The organism is Nocardiopsis sp. LDBS0036, assembly GCF_041228755.1.
GTDB classification, from domain to species: domain Bacteria; phylum Actinomycetota; class Actinomycetes; order Streptosporangiales; family Streptosporangiaceae; genus Nocardiopsis; species Nocardiopsis dassonvillei.
On sequence record NZ_CP141103.1, the window covers coordinates 1924568 to 1939833 of the forward strand.

15 protein-coding genes are annotated in these 15266 nt (G+C 73.4%); 5 read left to right on the forward strand and 10 right to left on the reverse strand.

The window, feature by feature from the left end; translation table 11 throughout:
• Nucleotides 1-62 precede the first annotated feature (62 nt).
• Entirely contained in the window at nucleotides 63-1349 is a 1287-nt protein-coding gene (locus UIS43_RS08005) for a class I SAM-dependent RNA methyltransferase (protein ID WP_013153891.1), read from the reverse strand.
• Between the two features lie 217 nt (nucleotides 1350-1566).
• Between UIS43_RS08005 and UIS43_RS08010 the strand changes: the two genes are divergently transcribed.
• Nucleotides 1567-2238, forward strand: coding sequence for a TrkA family potassium uptake protein (locus UIS43_RS08010; protein ID WP_026338175.1), 672 nt, complete (start codon nucleotides 1567-1569; stop codon nucleotides 2236-2238).
• Nucleotides 2231-2920: a TrkA family potassium uptake protein gene (locus UIS43_RS08015; RefSeq protein ID WP_041552775.1), complete on the forward strand. Its 690-nt coding sequence runs from the start codon at nucleotides 2231-2233 to the stop codon at nucleotides 2918-2920. The genes UIS43_RS08010 and UIS43_RS08015 overlap by 8 nt, the downstream gene beginning before the upstream one ends.
• A gap of 25 nt (nucleotides 2921-2945) precedes the next feature.
• Here the strand turns inward: UIS43_RS08015 and UIS43_RS08020 are convergent, their stop codons facing one another.
• Complete coding sequence (locus tag UIS43_RS08020; RefSeq protein ID WP_013153894.1) at nucleotides 2946-3776, reverse strand: DUF3159 domain-containing protein; 831 nt, start codon at nucleotides 3774-3776, stop codon at nucleotides 2946-2948.
• A gap of 271 nt (nucleotides 3777-4047) precedes the next feature.
• Here UIS43_RS08020 and UIS43_RS08025 point away from each other — a divergent pair, with 271 nt between their 5' ends.
• Nucleotides 4048-5151, forward strand: coding sequence for a serpin family protein (locus tag UIS43_RS08025; protein WP_370012917.1), 1104 nt, complete (start codon nucleotides 4048-4050; stop codon nucleotides 5149-5151).
• 43 nt (nucleotides 5152-5194) lie between these two features.
• Here UIS43_RS08025 and UIS43_RS08030 read toward each other — a convergent pair whose 3' ends face one another.
• From UIS43_RS08030 to valS, 4 genes are all read right to left on the reverse strand, one after another.
• Complete coding sequence (locus tag UIS43_RS08030) at nucleotides 5195-5935, reverse strand: PIG-L deacetylase family protein (protein ID WP_370012918.1); 741 nt, start codon at nucleotides 5933-5935, stop codon at nucleotides 5195-5197.
• An 81-nt stretch (nucleotides 5936-6016) separates the two neighbouring features.
• Nucleotides 6017-6880, reverse strand: a complete 864-nt coding sequence (locus UIS43_RS08035) for a DUF3710 domain-containing protein (protein WP_013153897.1) — start codon at nucleotides 6878-6880, stop codon at nucleotides 6017-6019.
• Nucleotides 6881-6936: 56 nt separating this feature from the next.
• Nucleotides 6937-7413, reverse strand: coding sequence for a dUTP diphosphatase (dut, locus tag UIS43_RS08040; RefSeq protein WP_013153898.1), 477 nt, complete (start codon nucleotides 7411-7413; stop codon nucleotides 6937-6939).
• Nucleotides 7414-7522: 109 nt separating this feature from the next.
• Entirely contained in the window at nucleotides 7523-10099 is a 2577-nt protein-coding gene (gene valS, locus UIS43_RS08045; protein WP_013153899.1) for a valine--tRNA ligase, read from the reverse strand.
• Nucleotides 10100-10303: 204 nt separating this feature from the next.
• Here valS and UIS43_RS08050 point away from each other — a divergent pair, with 204 nt between their 5' ends.
• Nucleotides 10304-10582, forward strand: a complete 279-nt coding sequence (locus UIS43_RS08050) for a DUF4235 domain-containing protein (protein WP_013153900.1) — start codon at nucleotides 10304-10306, stop codon at nucleotides 10580-10582.
• Between the two features lie 195 nt (nucleotides 10583-10777).
• Here the strand turns inward: UIS43_RS08050 and UIS43_RS08055 are convergent, their stop codons facing one another.
• The 3 genes from UIS43_RS08055 to UIS43_RS08065 form a co-directional block, all read right to left on the reverse strand.
• Nucleotides 10778-11074, reverse strand: a complete 297-nt coding sequence (locus tag UIS43_RS08055) for a DUF4193 domain-containing protein (protein ID WP_013153901.1) — start codon at nucleotides 11072-11074, stop codon at nucleotides 10778-10780.
• 461 nt (nucleotides 11075-11535) lie between these two features.
• Complete coding sequence (locus UIS43_RS08060; RefSeq protein WP_013153902.1) at nucleotides 11536-12786, reverse strand: HAMP domain-containing sensor histidine kinase; 1251 nt, start codon at nucleotides 12784-12786, stop codon at nucleotides 11536-11538.
• Nucleotides 12783-13436 (reverse strand): response regulator transcription factor, encoded by a 654-nt coding sequence (locus tag UIS43_RS08065; protein WP_013153903.1) that lies wholly within the window; start codon nucleotides 13434-13436, stop codon nucleotides 12783-12785. The genes UIS43_RS08060 and UIS43_RS08065 overlap by 4 nt, the downstream gene beginning before the upstream one ends.
• Nucleotides 13437-14133: 697 nt before the next feature.
• Between UIS43_RS08065 and UIS43_RS08070 the strand changes: the two genes are divergently transcribed.
• Nucleotides 14134-14298, forward strand: coding sequence for a hypothetical protein (locus tag UIS43_RS08070; protein WP_013153904.1), 165 nt, complete (start codon nucleotides 14134-14136; stop codon nucleotides 14296-14298).
• A 97-nt stretch (nucleotides 14299-14395) separates the two neighbouring features.
• Here the strand turns inward: UIS43_RS08070 and UIS43_RS08075 are convergent, their stop codons facing one another.
• Nucleotides 14396-15208 carry an inositol monophosphatase family protein gene (locus UIS43_RS08075; protein WP_013153905.1) on the reverse strand — a complete coding sequence of 271 codons (813 nt, stop codon included), beginning with the start codon at nucleotides 15206-15208 and terminating at the stop codon, nucleotides 14396-14398.
• Between the last annotated feature and the right edge of the window lie 58 nt (nucleotides 15209-15266).

A 15266-nucleotide genomic window follows, 5' to 3' on the forward strand; every position in this document is an offset into this window, starting at 1 on the left:
CGGTCCGCGCCGTGCCCGCTCCGGGCCCGGCGGTCCGGGAGGGTCGGCCCCGGGGGTCACGGTCAGCCCTCCCGGTGGCGGCGGGCCGGGTGGACCGGCTCCAGCACCGCCAGGCACTCCACGTGATGGGTCATCGGGAAGGCGTCGAACGCGCGAAGGTCCACCAGACGGTAGTCGGCCCGCTCGAACGAGGCCAGGTCGCGGGCGAGCGTGGCGGGGTCGCACGAGACGTAGGCCACCCTGCGGGGGCGCGTCCCGGTCAGGGAGCGCACCACCTCGGCGCCCGCACCGGCCCGGGGCGGGTCCAGCACGACCACGTCGGCGCGCACGTCAGCCCACTCGCGCAGCTGGGCGGCCACGTCGCCCTGCTCGACGCGGACCTGCTCCATGTCCTTGAGGTTGTACCGGGCGTCGCGCACGGCCTCGGCGCCGCTCTCCACGCCCATGGCGCGGCCCTCGGGGCCCACGGCGGCGGCCAGCGCGCCGGTGAACAGCCCCGCCCCGCAGTACAGGTCCAGGGCGGTCTCGCCGGGCTTGGGCTCCAGGGCGTCCAGGACGGCGGCGGTGAGCACCTCGGCGGCGGCCGGGTGCACCTGCCAGAAGCCGCCCGCGCTGACGCGGTACTCGCGGCCGTCGACCTTCTCGCGCACGCCCCTGCGTCCGCGCACCTGCTGGACGCGGCCGCCCTTGAACCGGCGCAGCACCGCGCTGGAGGTACCCAGTTCGGGCAGGGAGTCCAGCCTGGCCCCGGTCGGTGTGACGACCACCGCGCGGTCGGCGCAGGCGGCCGAGGCGACCGCCTCCACGTCGCGGACGCCCTCCCACGTGACGTCGGTCACCCCGAGCTCGGTCACGCCGGGGTGGGCGATGAGGCAGCGCTCGACGGGCTCGATGTCGTGGGAGCGGTGGCGGCGCAGTCCGGCGCGGCCGCCGGAGTCCACGGCGAAGCGCACGCGGGTGCGCCAGCCCAGGCCGTCGGGGGTGCCGGGCAGCTCCTCCACCTCGACCCGGCGGTCGATCCCGGCGATGCGCCGCAGCTGGTCGGCGACGACCTTGCCCTTGAGTGCCCGCTGGGCCTCCGGGGCGGCGTGCTGCCAGTCGCAGCCTCCACACTTGCCGGGCCCGGCGGCCGGGCAGGGGGCCTGGACGCGGTCCGGGGATGCCTGGAGGACCTCGACGGCGTCGCCCCTCATGAAGCGGGAGGTCTGCTCGGTGACGCGGACGCGGACCCGCTCGCCGGGCAGGGCGTGGCGGACGAAGACCACCTGGTCCTCGTGGCGCCCCACGCACCAGCCCCCGTGCGCGACGTCGTCCACGGTCAGCTCGAAATCCTGTCCCACACGGTTCATGGCGGTCGTCCTCAAAGATGGTCGGGTCACGTGACGGGTGACCCTGCGCGCACAGCCACCAACCGTTCCCAATCTACCTGCCGGAACCCGCCTCCCGGACGGGCCCGTGGACGGCCGGGGCGACCGAGCGTGTCGGCCGCGTCTGTGCCAAGGTGTCACTGTGCGCACGCGCGACCACGGCGTGCGCGGCGGCTATCTCGACGGGAGTGCGGGCGAGGTGCACATCGTGATCATGGGGTGCGGACGGGTGGGGTCCACCCTCGCGCACACCCTGGTTGACCTGGGGCACACGGTGGCGGTGATCGACCGGGACCCCGAGGCGTTCCGGCGTCTGCGCGGCTCCGTGGCCAAGCACGCGGTCCGGGGGCAGGGCCACGACCGGGAGGTCCTGCTCGCCGCCGGGATCGACCGCGCGGGGGCCTTCGCCGCGGTCAGCAACGGGGACAACTCCAACATCATCTCGGCGCGGGTGGCCCGCGAGGCGTTCGGCGTGGACAACGTGGTCGCGCGGATCTACGACCCCCGCCGGGCCGAGGTCTACCAGCGGCTGGGCATCCCCACGGTGGCGACCGTGCGCTGGACGGCCGACGCGGTCCTGCGCCGGATGGTGCCGGGCGACGGGCGGCTCACCGCCGGACCGGAGTGGCAGGACGCGTCCGGGACCCTGGCCATGAACGAGATGAACCTGCCGCGGGGGTGGGCCGGCCGCCGCGTCGCCGACCTGGAGGAGCGGGCGCCGGTGCGGGTGGTCTACCTGACCCGTGCGGGCCGGATCCTCCTGGCCGGATCCGGTGAGCTCCTGGAGGAGGGCGACGTCCTGCACGTGGTCGCCCGCGGCCGCGACCTGGACGGGCTGCGGCTGGACGACGACGAGACGGAGCGTGGGTGAGATGCGGATCGCCATCGCGGGAGCCGGGAGCGTGGGACGCTCCATCGCCACGGAGCTGGCGGGCAGCGGCCACGACGTGCTGCTGATCGACCGGGACACCCGCGCCATCGGTGTGGACGACCTCCCCCAGGTGGAGTGGCTGCTGGCCGACGCCTGCGAGCTGGCCACGCTGGAGGACGCCCGCCTGGAGGACTTCGACGTGGTGGTCGCGGCCAGCAGTGACGACAAGGTCAACCTGGTGGTGTCCCTGCTGGCCAAGACCGAGTTCGGGGTGGACCGGGTGATCGCCCGCATCAACGATCCCGACAACGAGTGGCTGTTCAACGAGTCCTGGGGCGTGGACCTGGCGGTCTCCCCGCCGCGGCTGATCGCCGACCTGGTCGAGGGGGTCCCCGAGGAGGAGCCGGGCGGGGAGGACTCCCTGCCGCCGCTGCCGGGGGCCGAGATCGCCGAGTCGGTGCTGCACGCCGGGAGTCCGTTCGCGGGCGGGCCGGAGGGCGCGCTGGCGGAGTCGCTGCCGGAGGGGGTGGCGCTGGTGGCGGTGGTGGGCCCCGGCGGGGTGCGCCCGCCGGACCCCGATCGGACCCTGTCGGTGGGCGACACCGTGGTGTTCCTGGCCGAGCCCGAGGTCCTGGGCGCCCTGGAGTCCCTGCTGGGCTCGGCGGACGACCCCGACCTCTAGGCCGCGCGTCCGCCGGGGCGCCCGGTCAGTCCGCCGTCTCGTCCCGGGCCGGGTGCTCCCGCTCCTCCAGCGGGGTGCGCCCCCGGGCCAGCACCCAGACCATGGCCGCGAACGCCGCGACCTGGAGCGGCCAGCCCATGGCGACCTTGGAGAAGCCCAGCAGGGCGAAGGTGTCGGCCCAGCCGTAGTGGTCGGCCATCCACAGCGGGTACTGCACGAGCACGCGGATCACGCAGGGCAGGACCAGCAGCCAGGTCAGGCGTGAGGCCAGGGTGACCACGGCCGGGTTGGCGCGCCAGGAGGTGAAGTCCTCCTTGTCGCCGATGAACGGGCCGATCATCAGTCCGATCGCGGGCCAGCGCACCAGCACCGACAGGCTCAGCACCACGGCGTAGACCGCGTTGTAGATGACGCCCGGCAGGAAGGCGTCGGCGGCGTTGCCGCTGCGCATGGCGAAGACCGCGGCGATGCCGATGCCGAACAGGCTGGTGAGCACGTACTGCACCGAGGAGCGCTGCACGAGCCGGACCGCGCCCAGGACCAGGGCCGCGACCACGCCCAGGACGATCGAGAGCCGCAGCTCCGAGCTGACGATGTAGGAGACGGTGAAGGTCAGGGTGGGCACCGCAGCCTCGACCATGCCGCGCTTGCCGCCCAGCGCCTTGGCCAGCTGCGAGCGCACGAGCGCCTCGACCGTGTCCTCGGTGACCGCCGGGCGGTCCGCCGCCGTGGCGCCCCGGCCGGGGGCGCGCTCCGGGGCGGGGGCGTCCCCGGAGTCCGGGGTGCCCGCCGCGGCCCTGTCGTCCGCCCCGGCGGCCGGGGCGGCCTCCTCGGCGGCCCGCTGGTGCTCAGTCATCCTGCTCCTGCTCGGGTTCGGTCGTGGGCGGTCGTCGCCGCGCGGGGCGTCCAACAGGGTTCCGCGCGCCGTGTCGGCCCAAGCCTATGTGACGTGCGACCGGTCGCGGGGTACGCGCGGTGGTCGCGCGGATGCGCTCCGCCCGCCTTTGCCCCCTTGGGTCCGGGCTTGTCGCGTGCGGCTTCTCACCCGGCGGCGCACCCTGGCGGTGGAGGAGGGCCGTTCCGTACGCTGGCGACCAGACGCCGGAGCCGAGAGCGAGCAGGAGCCCATGCAGACGAGTACGTCCCCGCGCCGGGACCATCTGGAGTTCGCCGCCGCGCTGGACCGGGTGCTGACCCGGCAGGGGGAATCGCACGTGTGGTCCCCCCACTCGGTGGGCACGGTGCTGGCGCTGCTGGCCACCGGCGCCCGGGAGCGCACCCTGGCCGAGCTGGAGGCGCTGCTGGGCGCGGACGTGCGGGGCCAGCTGGAGGCGCTGGACGCGGCCGTGGCCGCCGAGCCCGGACTCGACCTGGCCAGCCTCAACGGCCTGTACGTGCCCGCCGACCTGGAGGTCCTGCCGGGTTTCACGTCCCGGGTGCGCGAGCGCGCCGGGGCCGAGGTGGAGCACGCCGACTTCGAGCACGACTCCGAGGGCGTGCGCTCACGGGTCAACGCCCGTGTGGCGGAGGTGACCCGCGGCCTGATCGAGGAACTGCTCCCCGCGGGCAGCGTCCACTCGGGCGTGCGGCTGCTGCTGGTCAACGCGCTGTGGGTGAAACTGGCCTGGCCAGACCCCTTCGACCCCGCCCGGACCCGGGACAGGCCCTTCCACGCACCGTCGGGCAGGCGGAAGGTGCCCACCATGCACCGTTCGGCCCGTCTGCCGCACGCGCGGGCCCGCGGGTGGAGCATGGTGAGCCTGGAGGGCGACCACGGCCTGACCCTGGACGTGCTGCTGCCCGACGAGCGCTCCGCCGCTCCCGCCCCGGTGACGGCCGACGCGCTCGCCGACCTGTACGCCCACCGCTCCTCCCAGCAGGTGGACCTGGCCCTGCCGCGCTTCGAGGTGGAGACCGACACCTCTCTGCTCGAACCGCTGGCGGCGCTGGGCGTGCGCGACCTGGCCACGGACGAGGCCCGCTTCGACGGGATCAGCCCGGAACCGCTGCGCGCCGACGAGATCCTGCACCAGTCGGTGCTGCGGGTGGACGAGAAGGGCGCCGAGGGCGCCGCCGCGACCGCCGTGATGATGCTCCGGGCGGCCGCGGTGGCGCCGAGGCCGGTCGCGTTCACCGTGGACCGGCCGTTCGTGTTCGTGCTGCGCCGCGGCGGGGCGGTCCTGTTCCTGGGCCGCGTCACCGACCCCGTGGACCCGGGCCCCGCCTCCTGACCCCGCCGGGGCCGTGCCGCCGCCCGCGCTCGCGGGCGGCGGCTCAGACCTCGAACACCTCGAAGGCGGTGGCGAGGGGGACCCCGGCCCACTCCCCCGCCTGGGCGGCGGCCCGGGGCAGGAAGGACTTCTGGTCGAACCCCTCCAAATTGGCCAGGTAGAGGGCGTGGGCGTCCAGCGACGCCACGCCCGCGGCCAGGTCGGCCTCGCCCAGTTCGACGTAGTGGGTGGCCAGGGGTGAGGCGCCGAAGGCCACGAAGCGCACGCCCGACCACGGCTGGAGGCCCTCCTCCAGCTGCTCGCGGAACACCCACCGGTTGGCCGCGTCGCGGACCGCGTCCAGCAGGGCCGGGCCGAGCACCCGGTGGTCGGCGTGGTTGAGGGAGCTCGACCCCGCGAAGTGGTCGCGGAAGTTGATGGAGACGATCACGTCGGGGCGGTGGCACCGGATCGCCCCGGCCAGCGCGGCGCGCAGAGGGATCCCGTACTCCAGGGTGCCGTCGGGGAAGTCGAGGAACTCCACTGTGCCCGCGCCGACCGCCGCCGCAGAGGCGCGCTGCTCGGCCATGCGCAGCGGCGCGCACTCCTCGGGGGCGATGGTGTCGATGCCCGCCTCGCCCCGGGTGACCAGCAGCTCCACCACGTCCTTGCCCTGGCCGGTCCAGCGGGCGATCGCTGAGGAGCTGCCGAACTCCAGGTCGTCGGGGTGGGCCACCACCGCCAGGGCACGGTTCCAGTCCTCGGGGAGCGGCCGGGGCGCGCTGTTCTCCGTCGTCTGCGTCATGTGCCACAGACTACGGAAGACGGCGCGCCCTGCCCGGCGCCTCTCCGGCGGTGCGGGACCCCGCTTCGCCCCGGGAGGCCGCTACTCCCCCGAGCCGCCCGCGGCGCCGCCCGGTTGGCCGCCGTTCCCCGCGGGCCGCGCGCCGGGCGCGGCGCCGTTGGGAGAGCGGCCCGCGTTGCCGCGCTGGGCCGCCTGCTGGGCGGCGCGCGCCTTGGCGGCCTCGGCCATCTTCTCCTGGATCTGCTTGGGCACGGTGATGGGCAGCAGCTCGCTCGGCGGCACCGGGTGGTCTCCGCGCACCACCACGATGTTGGCGAAGAGGTGCTCGACCTCGGCCATCACCTCGGGCTTGGAGGCGCCCTCGCCGCGGATCACGCCGCGCAGCACCCAGCGAGGCCCGTCCACGCCGATGAAGCGCACCCGCTGGGCGAGCTGCTTGCCGTCCTCGGTCGTGCGGCCCTTGACGGGGACCAGGGCCTTGAGCTCGGGGCCGAAGGTGCCGTCGTGCTCCTCGGCCTTGCCGCCCTGCTTGACGACCTGCTCGCGCAGCTCCTCGCGCATCTCGTCCCACAGGCCGGAGGACTTGGGCGCGGCGAAGGGCTGCACCTGGAGGGCGCTCTTGCCCCGCACCAGGGTGACGCCGATGATCTTCTGCTTGCCCTGGGAGTCCTGGGCGACGTTCACCTGGATCTCGGTGCCCTGCTCCATGGGCAGCCGCATGCTGCCCAGGTCCATCCGCTCGGCCTCGGGAGCGTCCTCGGTGGAGTCCCACGGCCCGGAGGAGCGGTGGCGGTCCGCGTCCTTGGGCTGCTGCTCCCGGGAGCGCTCCGGCTCGATCTCGTTGCCGAAGGAGACCGCCCCGGCGGCGCCCTCGCGCCTGGGCGCGGCCCGCGTCCCCGTTCTCTCGGTCTCTTCGTCCCGCTTCTTGCGGCGGCGTCCGAACACGCCTTCACCTCTTCGCTTCCGTCGGTCCCGGATGACTCCGGGGATTCGGGGCGCCGTCACCGCTGCGCGGCGTGCCCCCCGGTCGAACCGAAACCACCCGTTCCCCGCGCCGACTCCGGGAGGGAGTCGGCCTCGACGAACACCGCCCGTTCCACGCGCTGGACCACCAGCTGCGCGATCCGGTCGCCCCGGGTCAGCTTCACCGGGGTGTCCCTGTCGGTGTTGATCAGGGTCACCCTGATCTCGCCGCGGTACCCGGCGTCGACCGTGCCGGGCGCGTTGACGAGCGTGACCCCGCAGCGCGCCGCGAGGCCCGAGCGCGGGTGCACGAAGGCCGCGTACCCGTCGGGCAGGGCGATGGCCAGGCCGGTGGGGACCGTGGCCCGCTGCCCGGGCTCCAGGGTGACGTCGACGGCGGTGTACAGGTCCGCGCCGGCGTCGCCGGGATGGGCGTACTCGGGCAGGGGGAGGCCGGGGTCCAGTCGGTGGACCGTGACGGGGATCCGCCCGCCTTCCAGGGATGTGGTACTCACATCGGCCGAGCCTATCGCTCTCCGGGCGATGAACCGGTGTCCAGCACCGCCGGTACGCGAACGGGGGCGGCCCGCGTGGGCCGCCCCCGTTCCGTGCTCCTCCGTGGCCCTACTCGGCGGGGGCCTCGGGCAGGGTCACCTCGACGGTGAGCTCGGCGTCGTCGGTGGCGCGGAAGTCGATCCCGGAGGCGCGGCCCGCGGCGGCGATGTCGGCGCTGGCGGCGCGCGCGGCGTCGACCCGCTTGCCCGAGACGCTGACGTGCTCGACCTCGGCCCGCATGGACAGCTTGGCCTCGGACTTGGCCTTGCGCACGGCGCGCAGCACCTCGGCGGTGGCGGCCAGGACGGCGGGGTCGCCGTCGGCCGCCGCGGCGCGGTACTCGGCGGTGTCGGGCCAGCGCTGGGCGTGGACCGAGCCCTCCTGCCACCAGCTCCAGACCTCCTCGGCCACGAAGGGCACGAAGGGGGCGAAGAGCCTGTGCAGGGCGCCCAGGGCGACCAGCAGCGCGGCGCGGGCGGAGGCGCCCTCGGCCGACTCGGTGTCGTAGGCGCGGGCCTTGACCAGCTCCAGGTAGTCGTCGCAGAAGTCCCAGAAGAAGCGCTCGGTGCGCTCCAGGGCCCGGGTGTGGTCGTAGGCGCGGAAGGCGGAGGTGGCGTCCTCCACGACGTCGGCCAGCGCGGCCAGCATCGCCCGGTCCAGCGGCTGCGTCACCCGCGCGGGGTCGGCGACGGCGTCCTCACCGGCCACGGACATGACGAACTTGCTGGCGTTGAGGATCTTGATGGACAGCCTGCGGCCGACCTTCATCTGGCCCTCGTCCATGGCGGTGTCGGTGCCCAGGCGACCGCTGGCCGCCCAGTACCGGACCGCGTCGGAGCTGTACTTCTCCAGCAGCGCCAGCGGGGTGACGACGTTGCCCTTGGACTTGGACATCTTCTTGCGGTCGGGGTCCAGGATCCAGCCGGAGATGCCGGTGGTGCTCCAGGGCAGGGTGCCGTTCTCGAAGTGGGCCCGGACCACGGTGGAGAAGAGCCAGGTGCGGATGATGTCCTGGCCCTGGGGCCGGTAGTCCATGGGGAAGACGCGCCGGTACAGGTCCGGGTCGCGCTCCCAGCCGGAGGCGATCTGCGGGGACAGCGAGGAGGTCGCCCAGGTGTCCATGACGTCGGGGTCGCCCATGAAGCCGCCCGCCTGCCCGCGCTGGTCCTCGGTGTAGCCCTCGGGCGCCTGCGAGCTGGGGTCGACGGGCAGCTGGTCCTCGGCGGGGACGATGGGCTCGTCGTAGCGCGGGTTGCCGTCGGCGTCCAGCGGATACCAGACCGGGAAGGGCACGCCGAAGAAGCGCTGGCGGCTGATCAGCCAGTCGCCGTTGAGGCCCTCGACCCAGTTCTCGTAGCGGGCGCGCATGTGCTCGGGGTACCAGGTGAGCTCGCGCCCGCGCCGCAGGAGCTGCTGGCGCAGGTCCTCGTCCCGACCGCCGTTGCGAATGTACCACTGGCGGGTGGTGACGATCTCCAGGGGCTTGTCGCCCTTCTCGTAGAACTTCACCGGGTGGGTGATGGGCGTCGGCTCGCCGACGAGGTCGCCGCTCTCGCGCAGCAGGGCGACGGTGCGCTCGCGCGCGGTGTGGACGGTGGCGCCCACGAGCGTGTCGTAGGCCTCGCGGGCGGCTCCGCTCTCCAGGCCCTTGGGCGGGTCGGCCATGATGCGGCCGTCCCAGCCGATGACGGGCCGGGTCTCCAGCTGGAGCTCGCGCCACCAGGTGACGTCGGTGGTGTCGCCGAAGGTGCAGATCATGGCGATGCCGGACCCCTTCTCGGGGTCGGCGAGGCGGTGGGCCCGCACCGGGACCTCGACGCCGAAGACGGGGGTGCGCACGGTGGTGCCGAACAGGTCCTGGTAGCGCTCGTCGTCGGGGTGGGCGACCAGGGCGACGCAGGCGGCCAGCAGCTCGGGGCGGGTGGTCTCGATGTGGACCGGGGTGCCGTCGGGCTTGTGGAAGGCGACCTTGTGGTAGGCGCTGGGGCGTTCGCGGTCCTCCAGCTCGGCCTGGGCGACCGCGGTGCGGAACGTGACGTCCCACAGGGTGGGCGCCTCGGACATGTAGGCCTCGCCGCGGGCCAGGTTGCGCAGGAAGGCGCGCTGGGCGGCGGCGCGGGAGTTGTCGTCGATGGTGGCGTAGGTGTGGCGCCAGTCGACGCTCAGCCCGAGGCGGCGCCAGATGGACTCGAAGACCTTCTCGTCCTCGGCGGTGAGCCGGTCGCACAGCTCGATGAAGTTGCGCCGGGAGACGGGGACCTGCCGCTTGGGGTCGGGCTTGGCGGGCGGCTGGAAGTCCGGGTCGTAGGGGATCGACGGGTCGCAGCGCACGCCGTAGTAGTTCTGGACGCGCCGCTCGGTGGGCAGGCCGTTGTCGTCCCAGCCCATGGGGTAGAAGACGGCCTTGCCGTTCATGCGCTGGAAGCGCGCGACGGTGTCGGTGTGCGTGTAGGAGAACACGTGGCCGATGTGCAGCGACCCGGACACCGTGGGCGGCGGGGTGTCGATGGAGTAGACGTCCGCGCGCTCGGCCGTGCGGTCGAAGTGGTAGACGCCGGACTCATCCCATACGTCGACCCACTTCGCCTCGATACCGTCCAGCGAGGGCTTGTCGGGCATGCGGAAGGAATGAGAGCCGTTGGTCATGGGGCAATGGTAGTGCTCTCCGGGCCGTGGTCGCTCCGGGTTTCGGGCCGTCACAGCGGGGGTCGGCACCCCCTCGGGCACGCTGGCGCGGGGTTGGCCCCTGACTCCCGCGAACGGACGTGAAAGGATCTCCCCGTACGCACGGGAGGGTGTGCGCCGGCCGCGCATCCTCCGTACACCCAACGGAAAACGGTGAAGGATTCGATGGCTAAGAAGGACGGCGGTGACTTCGGCCCCGCCCTCGTGGGCTTCGCGGCCGGGTTCGCCGCGCAGTACGTCATGCGCAAGGCCCTGAACTTTGCCTGGACCCGCGTGACCGGCGAGGAGCCGCCCACGGACGTGGACTCCCCCGACATCAGCCTGGGCACGGCGCTGTCCTGGGCCGTGATGGCCGGTGTCGGCACCGAGGTGGCCCGGGTGCTGGCCGTGCGCGCCGCCCGCGCCAGGATGTTCGGCGCCGGTCCCGGCGAGCTGGAGGTCTGACGCCGCGAAGGCGACGACGGCGGGCGGCCGACCGCACCGCAGTGTGGTCGGCCGTCCGCCGTCGTGTTCCACCGCGCTCCCCGCGAGGAGCCCGGAAGGCCTCACACGCTCCCTCCGAACGGCGGCGGGGTGGTTTCGCGACCGCGCGGACGGGAGCCGCCCGGGACGGGACGGTTCAGGGGCCGTCCCGTCCGGTCAGGCGCACTCCTTGCAGACCAGCTGACCGGCGCGCTGCTCGGCGAGCTGGCTGCGGTGGTGCACCAGGAAGCAGCGCGAGCACGTGAACTCGTCGGCCTGGCGCGGGAGCACGCGCACCGCGAGTTCCTCCCCCGACAGGTCGGCACCGGGCAGTTCCATGCCCTCGGCCACCTCGTCGGGGTCGACGTCGATCGTGCCGGTGCCCTTGTCCACGCGCCGCGCCTGCAGCTCCTGGAGGCTGTCCTCGTTGATGTCCTCGTCAGTCTTGCGCGGGCTGTCGTAGTCGGTGGCCATCTCTGCTAACTCCCATCCCCCTCGTTCAGTGCCTCGTCGCGCGGGTGTAACGCTTGAGAGACCTTGGTTGTGCCCGGTTCGGCCGATGAGTTTTCCCGATGTCGGCGGACCGTGTCCCCTCCCGGGCCACTGTCCACAGGTCAGCAGCGCTTTCGCCGCCTCGTGACCGAAGGCGGCCACGTGTGGCTGCGCCGGGGCCGTACCCCTGTGTACTACCCAACGTCGGCTGCCTCGTAGACCTGGGAAATCCGTTTTCGCCCACTCCGGACAAAGCGCGGGACACTCCCCCAGGGGCGGACGAAAAGCAGGACATGCCCACGTCAGGAGGGATTCCCTCCGTGTCCACGCCCGGGGAAGCATACCCACCCGGGGTCGGCACCCGTGACACGGGCCGGCGTGTCATCGGACACGTATAGATACCACGAAGACCGGCCAAACGCAGCTTGGCCCGGTGGGCGGGTTCAGCGCCGCTCCGCGCCCTCTCCCGGAGGAAGGGGAAGGCGCACGGTGACGACCAGTCCTCCCCCGGCGCGCGGCCACGCGGTCACCGCGCCCTCGTGCGCGCGCACCACGGACCGGACGATGGACAGGCCCAGCCCCGCGCTGCGGCCCGAGCCCACCCGGTCGCCGGAGCCGCGGCGGAACGGCTCGAACAGGCCCTCGATCTCGTAGGCGGGGATGACCTTGCCGGAGTTCTCCACCTGGACGGCGGGCGTGCCCTCGTACATGCCGCTGCGCACGGTGATCTCGCCCGCCTCGACGTTGTACTTGAGGGCGTTCTCCACCAGGTTGCCCACGAGCCGCTCCAGCAGAACGGGGTCGCCGACCACAGTCGCGGGGCGCAGGTCCTGGCGCAGGCTCAGGCCGGAGTCGGCCACCGGTCCGCTGAGCTGGCTGAGCACCGTCCCGGCCACCTCGCCCAGGTCGACCTTGGCGCGGACCTCCAGCTCGCGGTCGCTCTTGGCGAGCAGGAGCAGCCCCTCGATGAGGCGTTCGTGGCGGGCGTTGGTCTCCAGCAGGGTCTGTCCGACGCTCTTGAGGTCGGCCGAGACGTCGGGGGCGCTGAGCGCCACCTCCAGCAGGGTGCGGTTGATCGCCAGCGGCGTGCGCAGCTCGTGCGAGGCGTTGGCGACGAAGCGGCGCTGGCCGTCGAAGGCGCGGTCCAGGCGCTCCAGCATGCCGTCGAAGGTGTCGGCGAGCTCGCGGATCTCGTCGTCGGGCCCGGACAGGGCGATGCGCTCGTGCAGGGAGCGCTCCGACAGGCGGCGGGCGATGCGGGTGATCTTCTGGAGCGGGGACAGCGCCCTTCCGGCCACCGCGTAGCCCAGGGCGACCGCGAGCAGGCCCACCAGGAACAGCGCGAGCAGCGAGAACCGGGTGACGTGGGTGAGCACCTGCTCGATGAGGTCCCTGTGCGCCCGCAGCTCGGCGAAGCTCTGCTCGACCAGGAGCGCGTTGAGCAGGACCGCGACGATCAGGTAGTTGACCAGGACCAGCACCGAGCCCGCGGCGAAGAACAGCATCCCGTAGATGAGGGTGAGCCGCGCGCGCAGACTGAGGTTGTCGGTGAAGTGGTGTACCCGGGCGGCGGCCGCGGAGCGCTCGGTCCCCGAGCCCTCGGGGGTGAGGGTGTTGAGGCGCCGCCACGTACCGGTGTCGCCGGGGCGGGTGGGCTCGACCTGTCCCGGTTCGGTCCGCTCCGCCGGTCTCACAGCCGGTACCCGGCGCCGGGGACGGTCTGGATGACGGGTGGGTCGCCGAGCTTCTTGCGCAGGGTCATGACGGTGACGCGGACGACGTTGGTGAAGGGGTCGGCGTTCTCGTCCCAGGCCTTCTCCAGCAGCCCCTCGGCGCTGACCACGGTGCCCTGGGCGCGCATGAGCACCTGGAGGACGGCGAACTCCTTGGGGGTGAGGGTGACCTCGCGGCCGTCGCGGTGGACGCGGTGGTTGGCCGGGTCGAGCGTGATGCCGTGGCGCTCCAGGACCGGGGGAAGCGGGGGCGCCGAGCGGCGGCCGAGGGCGTGGACCCGGGCGATGAGCTCGGCGAAGGCGAAGGGCTTGGCCAGGTAGTCGTCGGCGCCGATGGTGAGGCCCTCGACCTTGTCCTGGACGCCGTCGGAGGCGGTGAGCATCAGGATGCGCCCGTTGTAGCTCTCCCGGACCAGGGCGCGGGCCACGTCGTCGCCGTGGGTGCCCGGCAGGTCGCGGTCCAGCACGACGACGTCGTAGTCGTTGACCGCGGTGTACTCCAGGGCGGCGTCGCCGTCGTAGACCACGTCCACGGCCATCGCCTCGCGCCGTAGTCCGACCGCCACTGTGTCGGCCAGGACCCGTTCGTCTTCGACCACGAGTACGCGCACGTTGTCCTTCTCGAGCGTTGGTCCGCAAAGAAAGGGGGCCGCTGCCGGCGCATCCCCCAACACACCGGCAGCGGCGTTCTTGGTCCCGGCCGCGTCATCCGTTCTTTCACGGTCGGGGTAAGGAGACGGTAAACCCGTCGGGGCGGTTTCGCGAACCGCCCGTTTTCCTCGCCCCGCGTGAACGCGGGCGCTGGGCCGGGAGCTTCACGCTCCCCTGGGCACGGGGAGCCGCTGCCGGCGAATCCCCCAACCGCCGGCAGCGACTTAACCCCGCACATCTCAAATCTGACACATCAAGAATAAGAAACAAGTAAGCACCAGCCCTCCCGGGAAAATGTGTCATGGGACACCCTTGTCCGACACATGGCGCAATCCGCACCGGAGGACCCCGCGCCCGGTCCCGGCGGCCTGTCGGCGCGCTCCCCCGGCCCGGCGCGGCGGGGTCGGCCGTCCGGAGACGGGGGCGGCCGGGGGCGGATCACGAAAGCATCACACCGGAATTCTGTGGTTTGGGCGAAGGTCCGGCGGGGGTACAGGAGGAGGACGCGCGCGTGGACACCGGCCCCCGGCCGGACCGCGACGCCGACGCATGTCACAGGGACGTGACACTTCGACCGTGCGGACGCCGTGGCGTGCGCGAACGGATTCCGCGCCGGAGCACCCTCGTGCCCCGGTGCCTACCCCTGGAAGAGGTGCAATGGGCGAGTTCCTCGCGGAGATCAAGGTCCGTATCAACGAGACCTACCGGTCGTTCCAGGCTGCTCAGGCCGCCGGAGACGACTTCCTCGCCGACACTCACGCGTCGGAGCTGGAGGACCTGTACCGCATCGCGGCTCGCAACGGCGTCGACACCTGCGCCTGAAAGCGCTGAGGGGCGCGGTGGGCACACGGCCCGCCGCGCCCCTCGTGTGTTCCGGGGAACCCGGGGCCCCGCCGGGTGTCGCGGGGCCGGGCTCCCGTCAGCCGTCGGTGTCGGCGCCCAGAGGGGCCAGGAGGGCCTCCAGGGCTCCGTAGAGCTCAGGGCGGGCCGCGATGACCAGGTCGTTGCTGGGCGGCCCCGAGCGCGCTCCTCCCAGCCGCAGGCCCGCCTCGCTCGCCACCAGGCCGGGGGCGCACCAGTCCCAGGGGTGGAGGCCGCGCTCGTAGTAGGCGTTGCAGCGGCCCGCGGCGAGTCCGGTCAGGTCCACCGCGGCCGACCCGCCGCGGCGGATGTCGCGGATGCGCGGGATCACCTCCAGCAGGACCCTGGCCTGCTGGACGCGGCGCTCGGGGAAGTACCCGAAGCCGGTGGCCACCAGGGCCTGCTCCAGCGGCACGGCGGGCGGGGCCTCCAGGACGCGGCCGTTCAGGCGCGCGCCGCCGCCGAGGACCGCCTCGTAGGACTCACCGAGCCGGGGGACGTTCACGGCGGCGGCCACCACCACGCCGTCGACCTCCGCGGCGACGGACACGGCCCAGTCGGACCGGCCGTACAGGTAGTTGACGGTGCCGTCGATGGGGTCCACGACCCAGCGCACACCGCTGGTGCCGCCCTCGCCGCCGCCCTCCTCCCCCAGGAAGGCGTCGTCGGGGCGCGCGGCGAGCAGGCGGGCGCGGACGAGCTCCTCGGTGGCCCGGTCCATCTCGGTGACGACGTCGGTGGGGCTGGACTTGGTGTCGAGCACGGTGATGCCCGCCTGCCCCTTGGCGGCGAGCTCACCCGCCTCCGCGGCCACGCTCACGGCGAGGTCGCGCAGGCTCTCGCGGTCGGGTGCGGCGTGGGTGGTACTCACTGGCTGTCCTCCGTGGCGTGGTGTCGCGCGCCGGGGTGCGTCCCGGACGCGGGTCCGG

Coding starts and splice junctions, on each gene's coding strand:
- UIS43_RS08025 (WP_370012917.1), top strand. CDS start 4,048: ATGCAGACGAGTACGTCCCCGCGCCGGGACCATCTGGAGTTCGCCGCC.
- UIS43_RS08070 (WP_013153904.1), top strand. CDS start 14,134: ATGGGCGAGTTCCTCGCGGAGATCAAGGTCCGTATCAACGAGACCTAC.
- UIS43_RS08005 (WP_013153891.1), bottom strand. CDS start 1,349: ATGAACCGTGTGGGACAGGATTTCGAGCTGACCGTGGACGACGTCGCG.
- UIS43_RS08055 (WP_013153901.1), bottom strand. CDS start 11,074: ATGGCCACCGACTACGACAGCCCGCGCAAGACTGACGAGGACATCAAC.
- UIS43_RS08020 (WP_013153894.1), bottom strand. CDS start 3,776: ATGACTGAGCACCAGCGGGCCGCCGAGGAGGCCGCCCCGGCCGCCGGG.
- UIS43_RS08050 (WP_013153900.1), top strand. CDS start 10,304: ATGGCTAAGAAGGACGGCGGTGACTTCGGCCCCGCCCTCGTGGGCTTC.
- UIS43_RS08030 (WP_370012918.1), bottom strand. CDS start 5,935: ATGACGCAGACGACGGAGAACAGCGCGCCCCGGCCGCTCCCCGAGGAC.
- valS (WP_013153899.1), bottom strand. CDS start 10,099: ATGACCAACGGCTCTCATTCCTTCCGCATGCCCGACAAGCCCTCGCTG.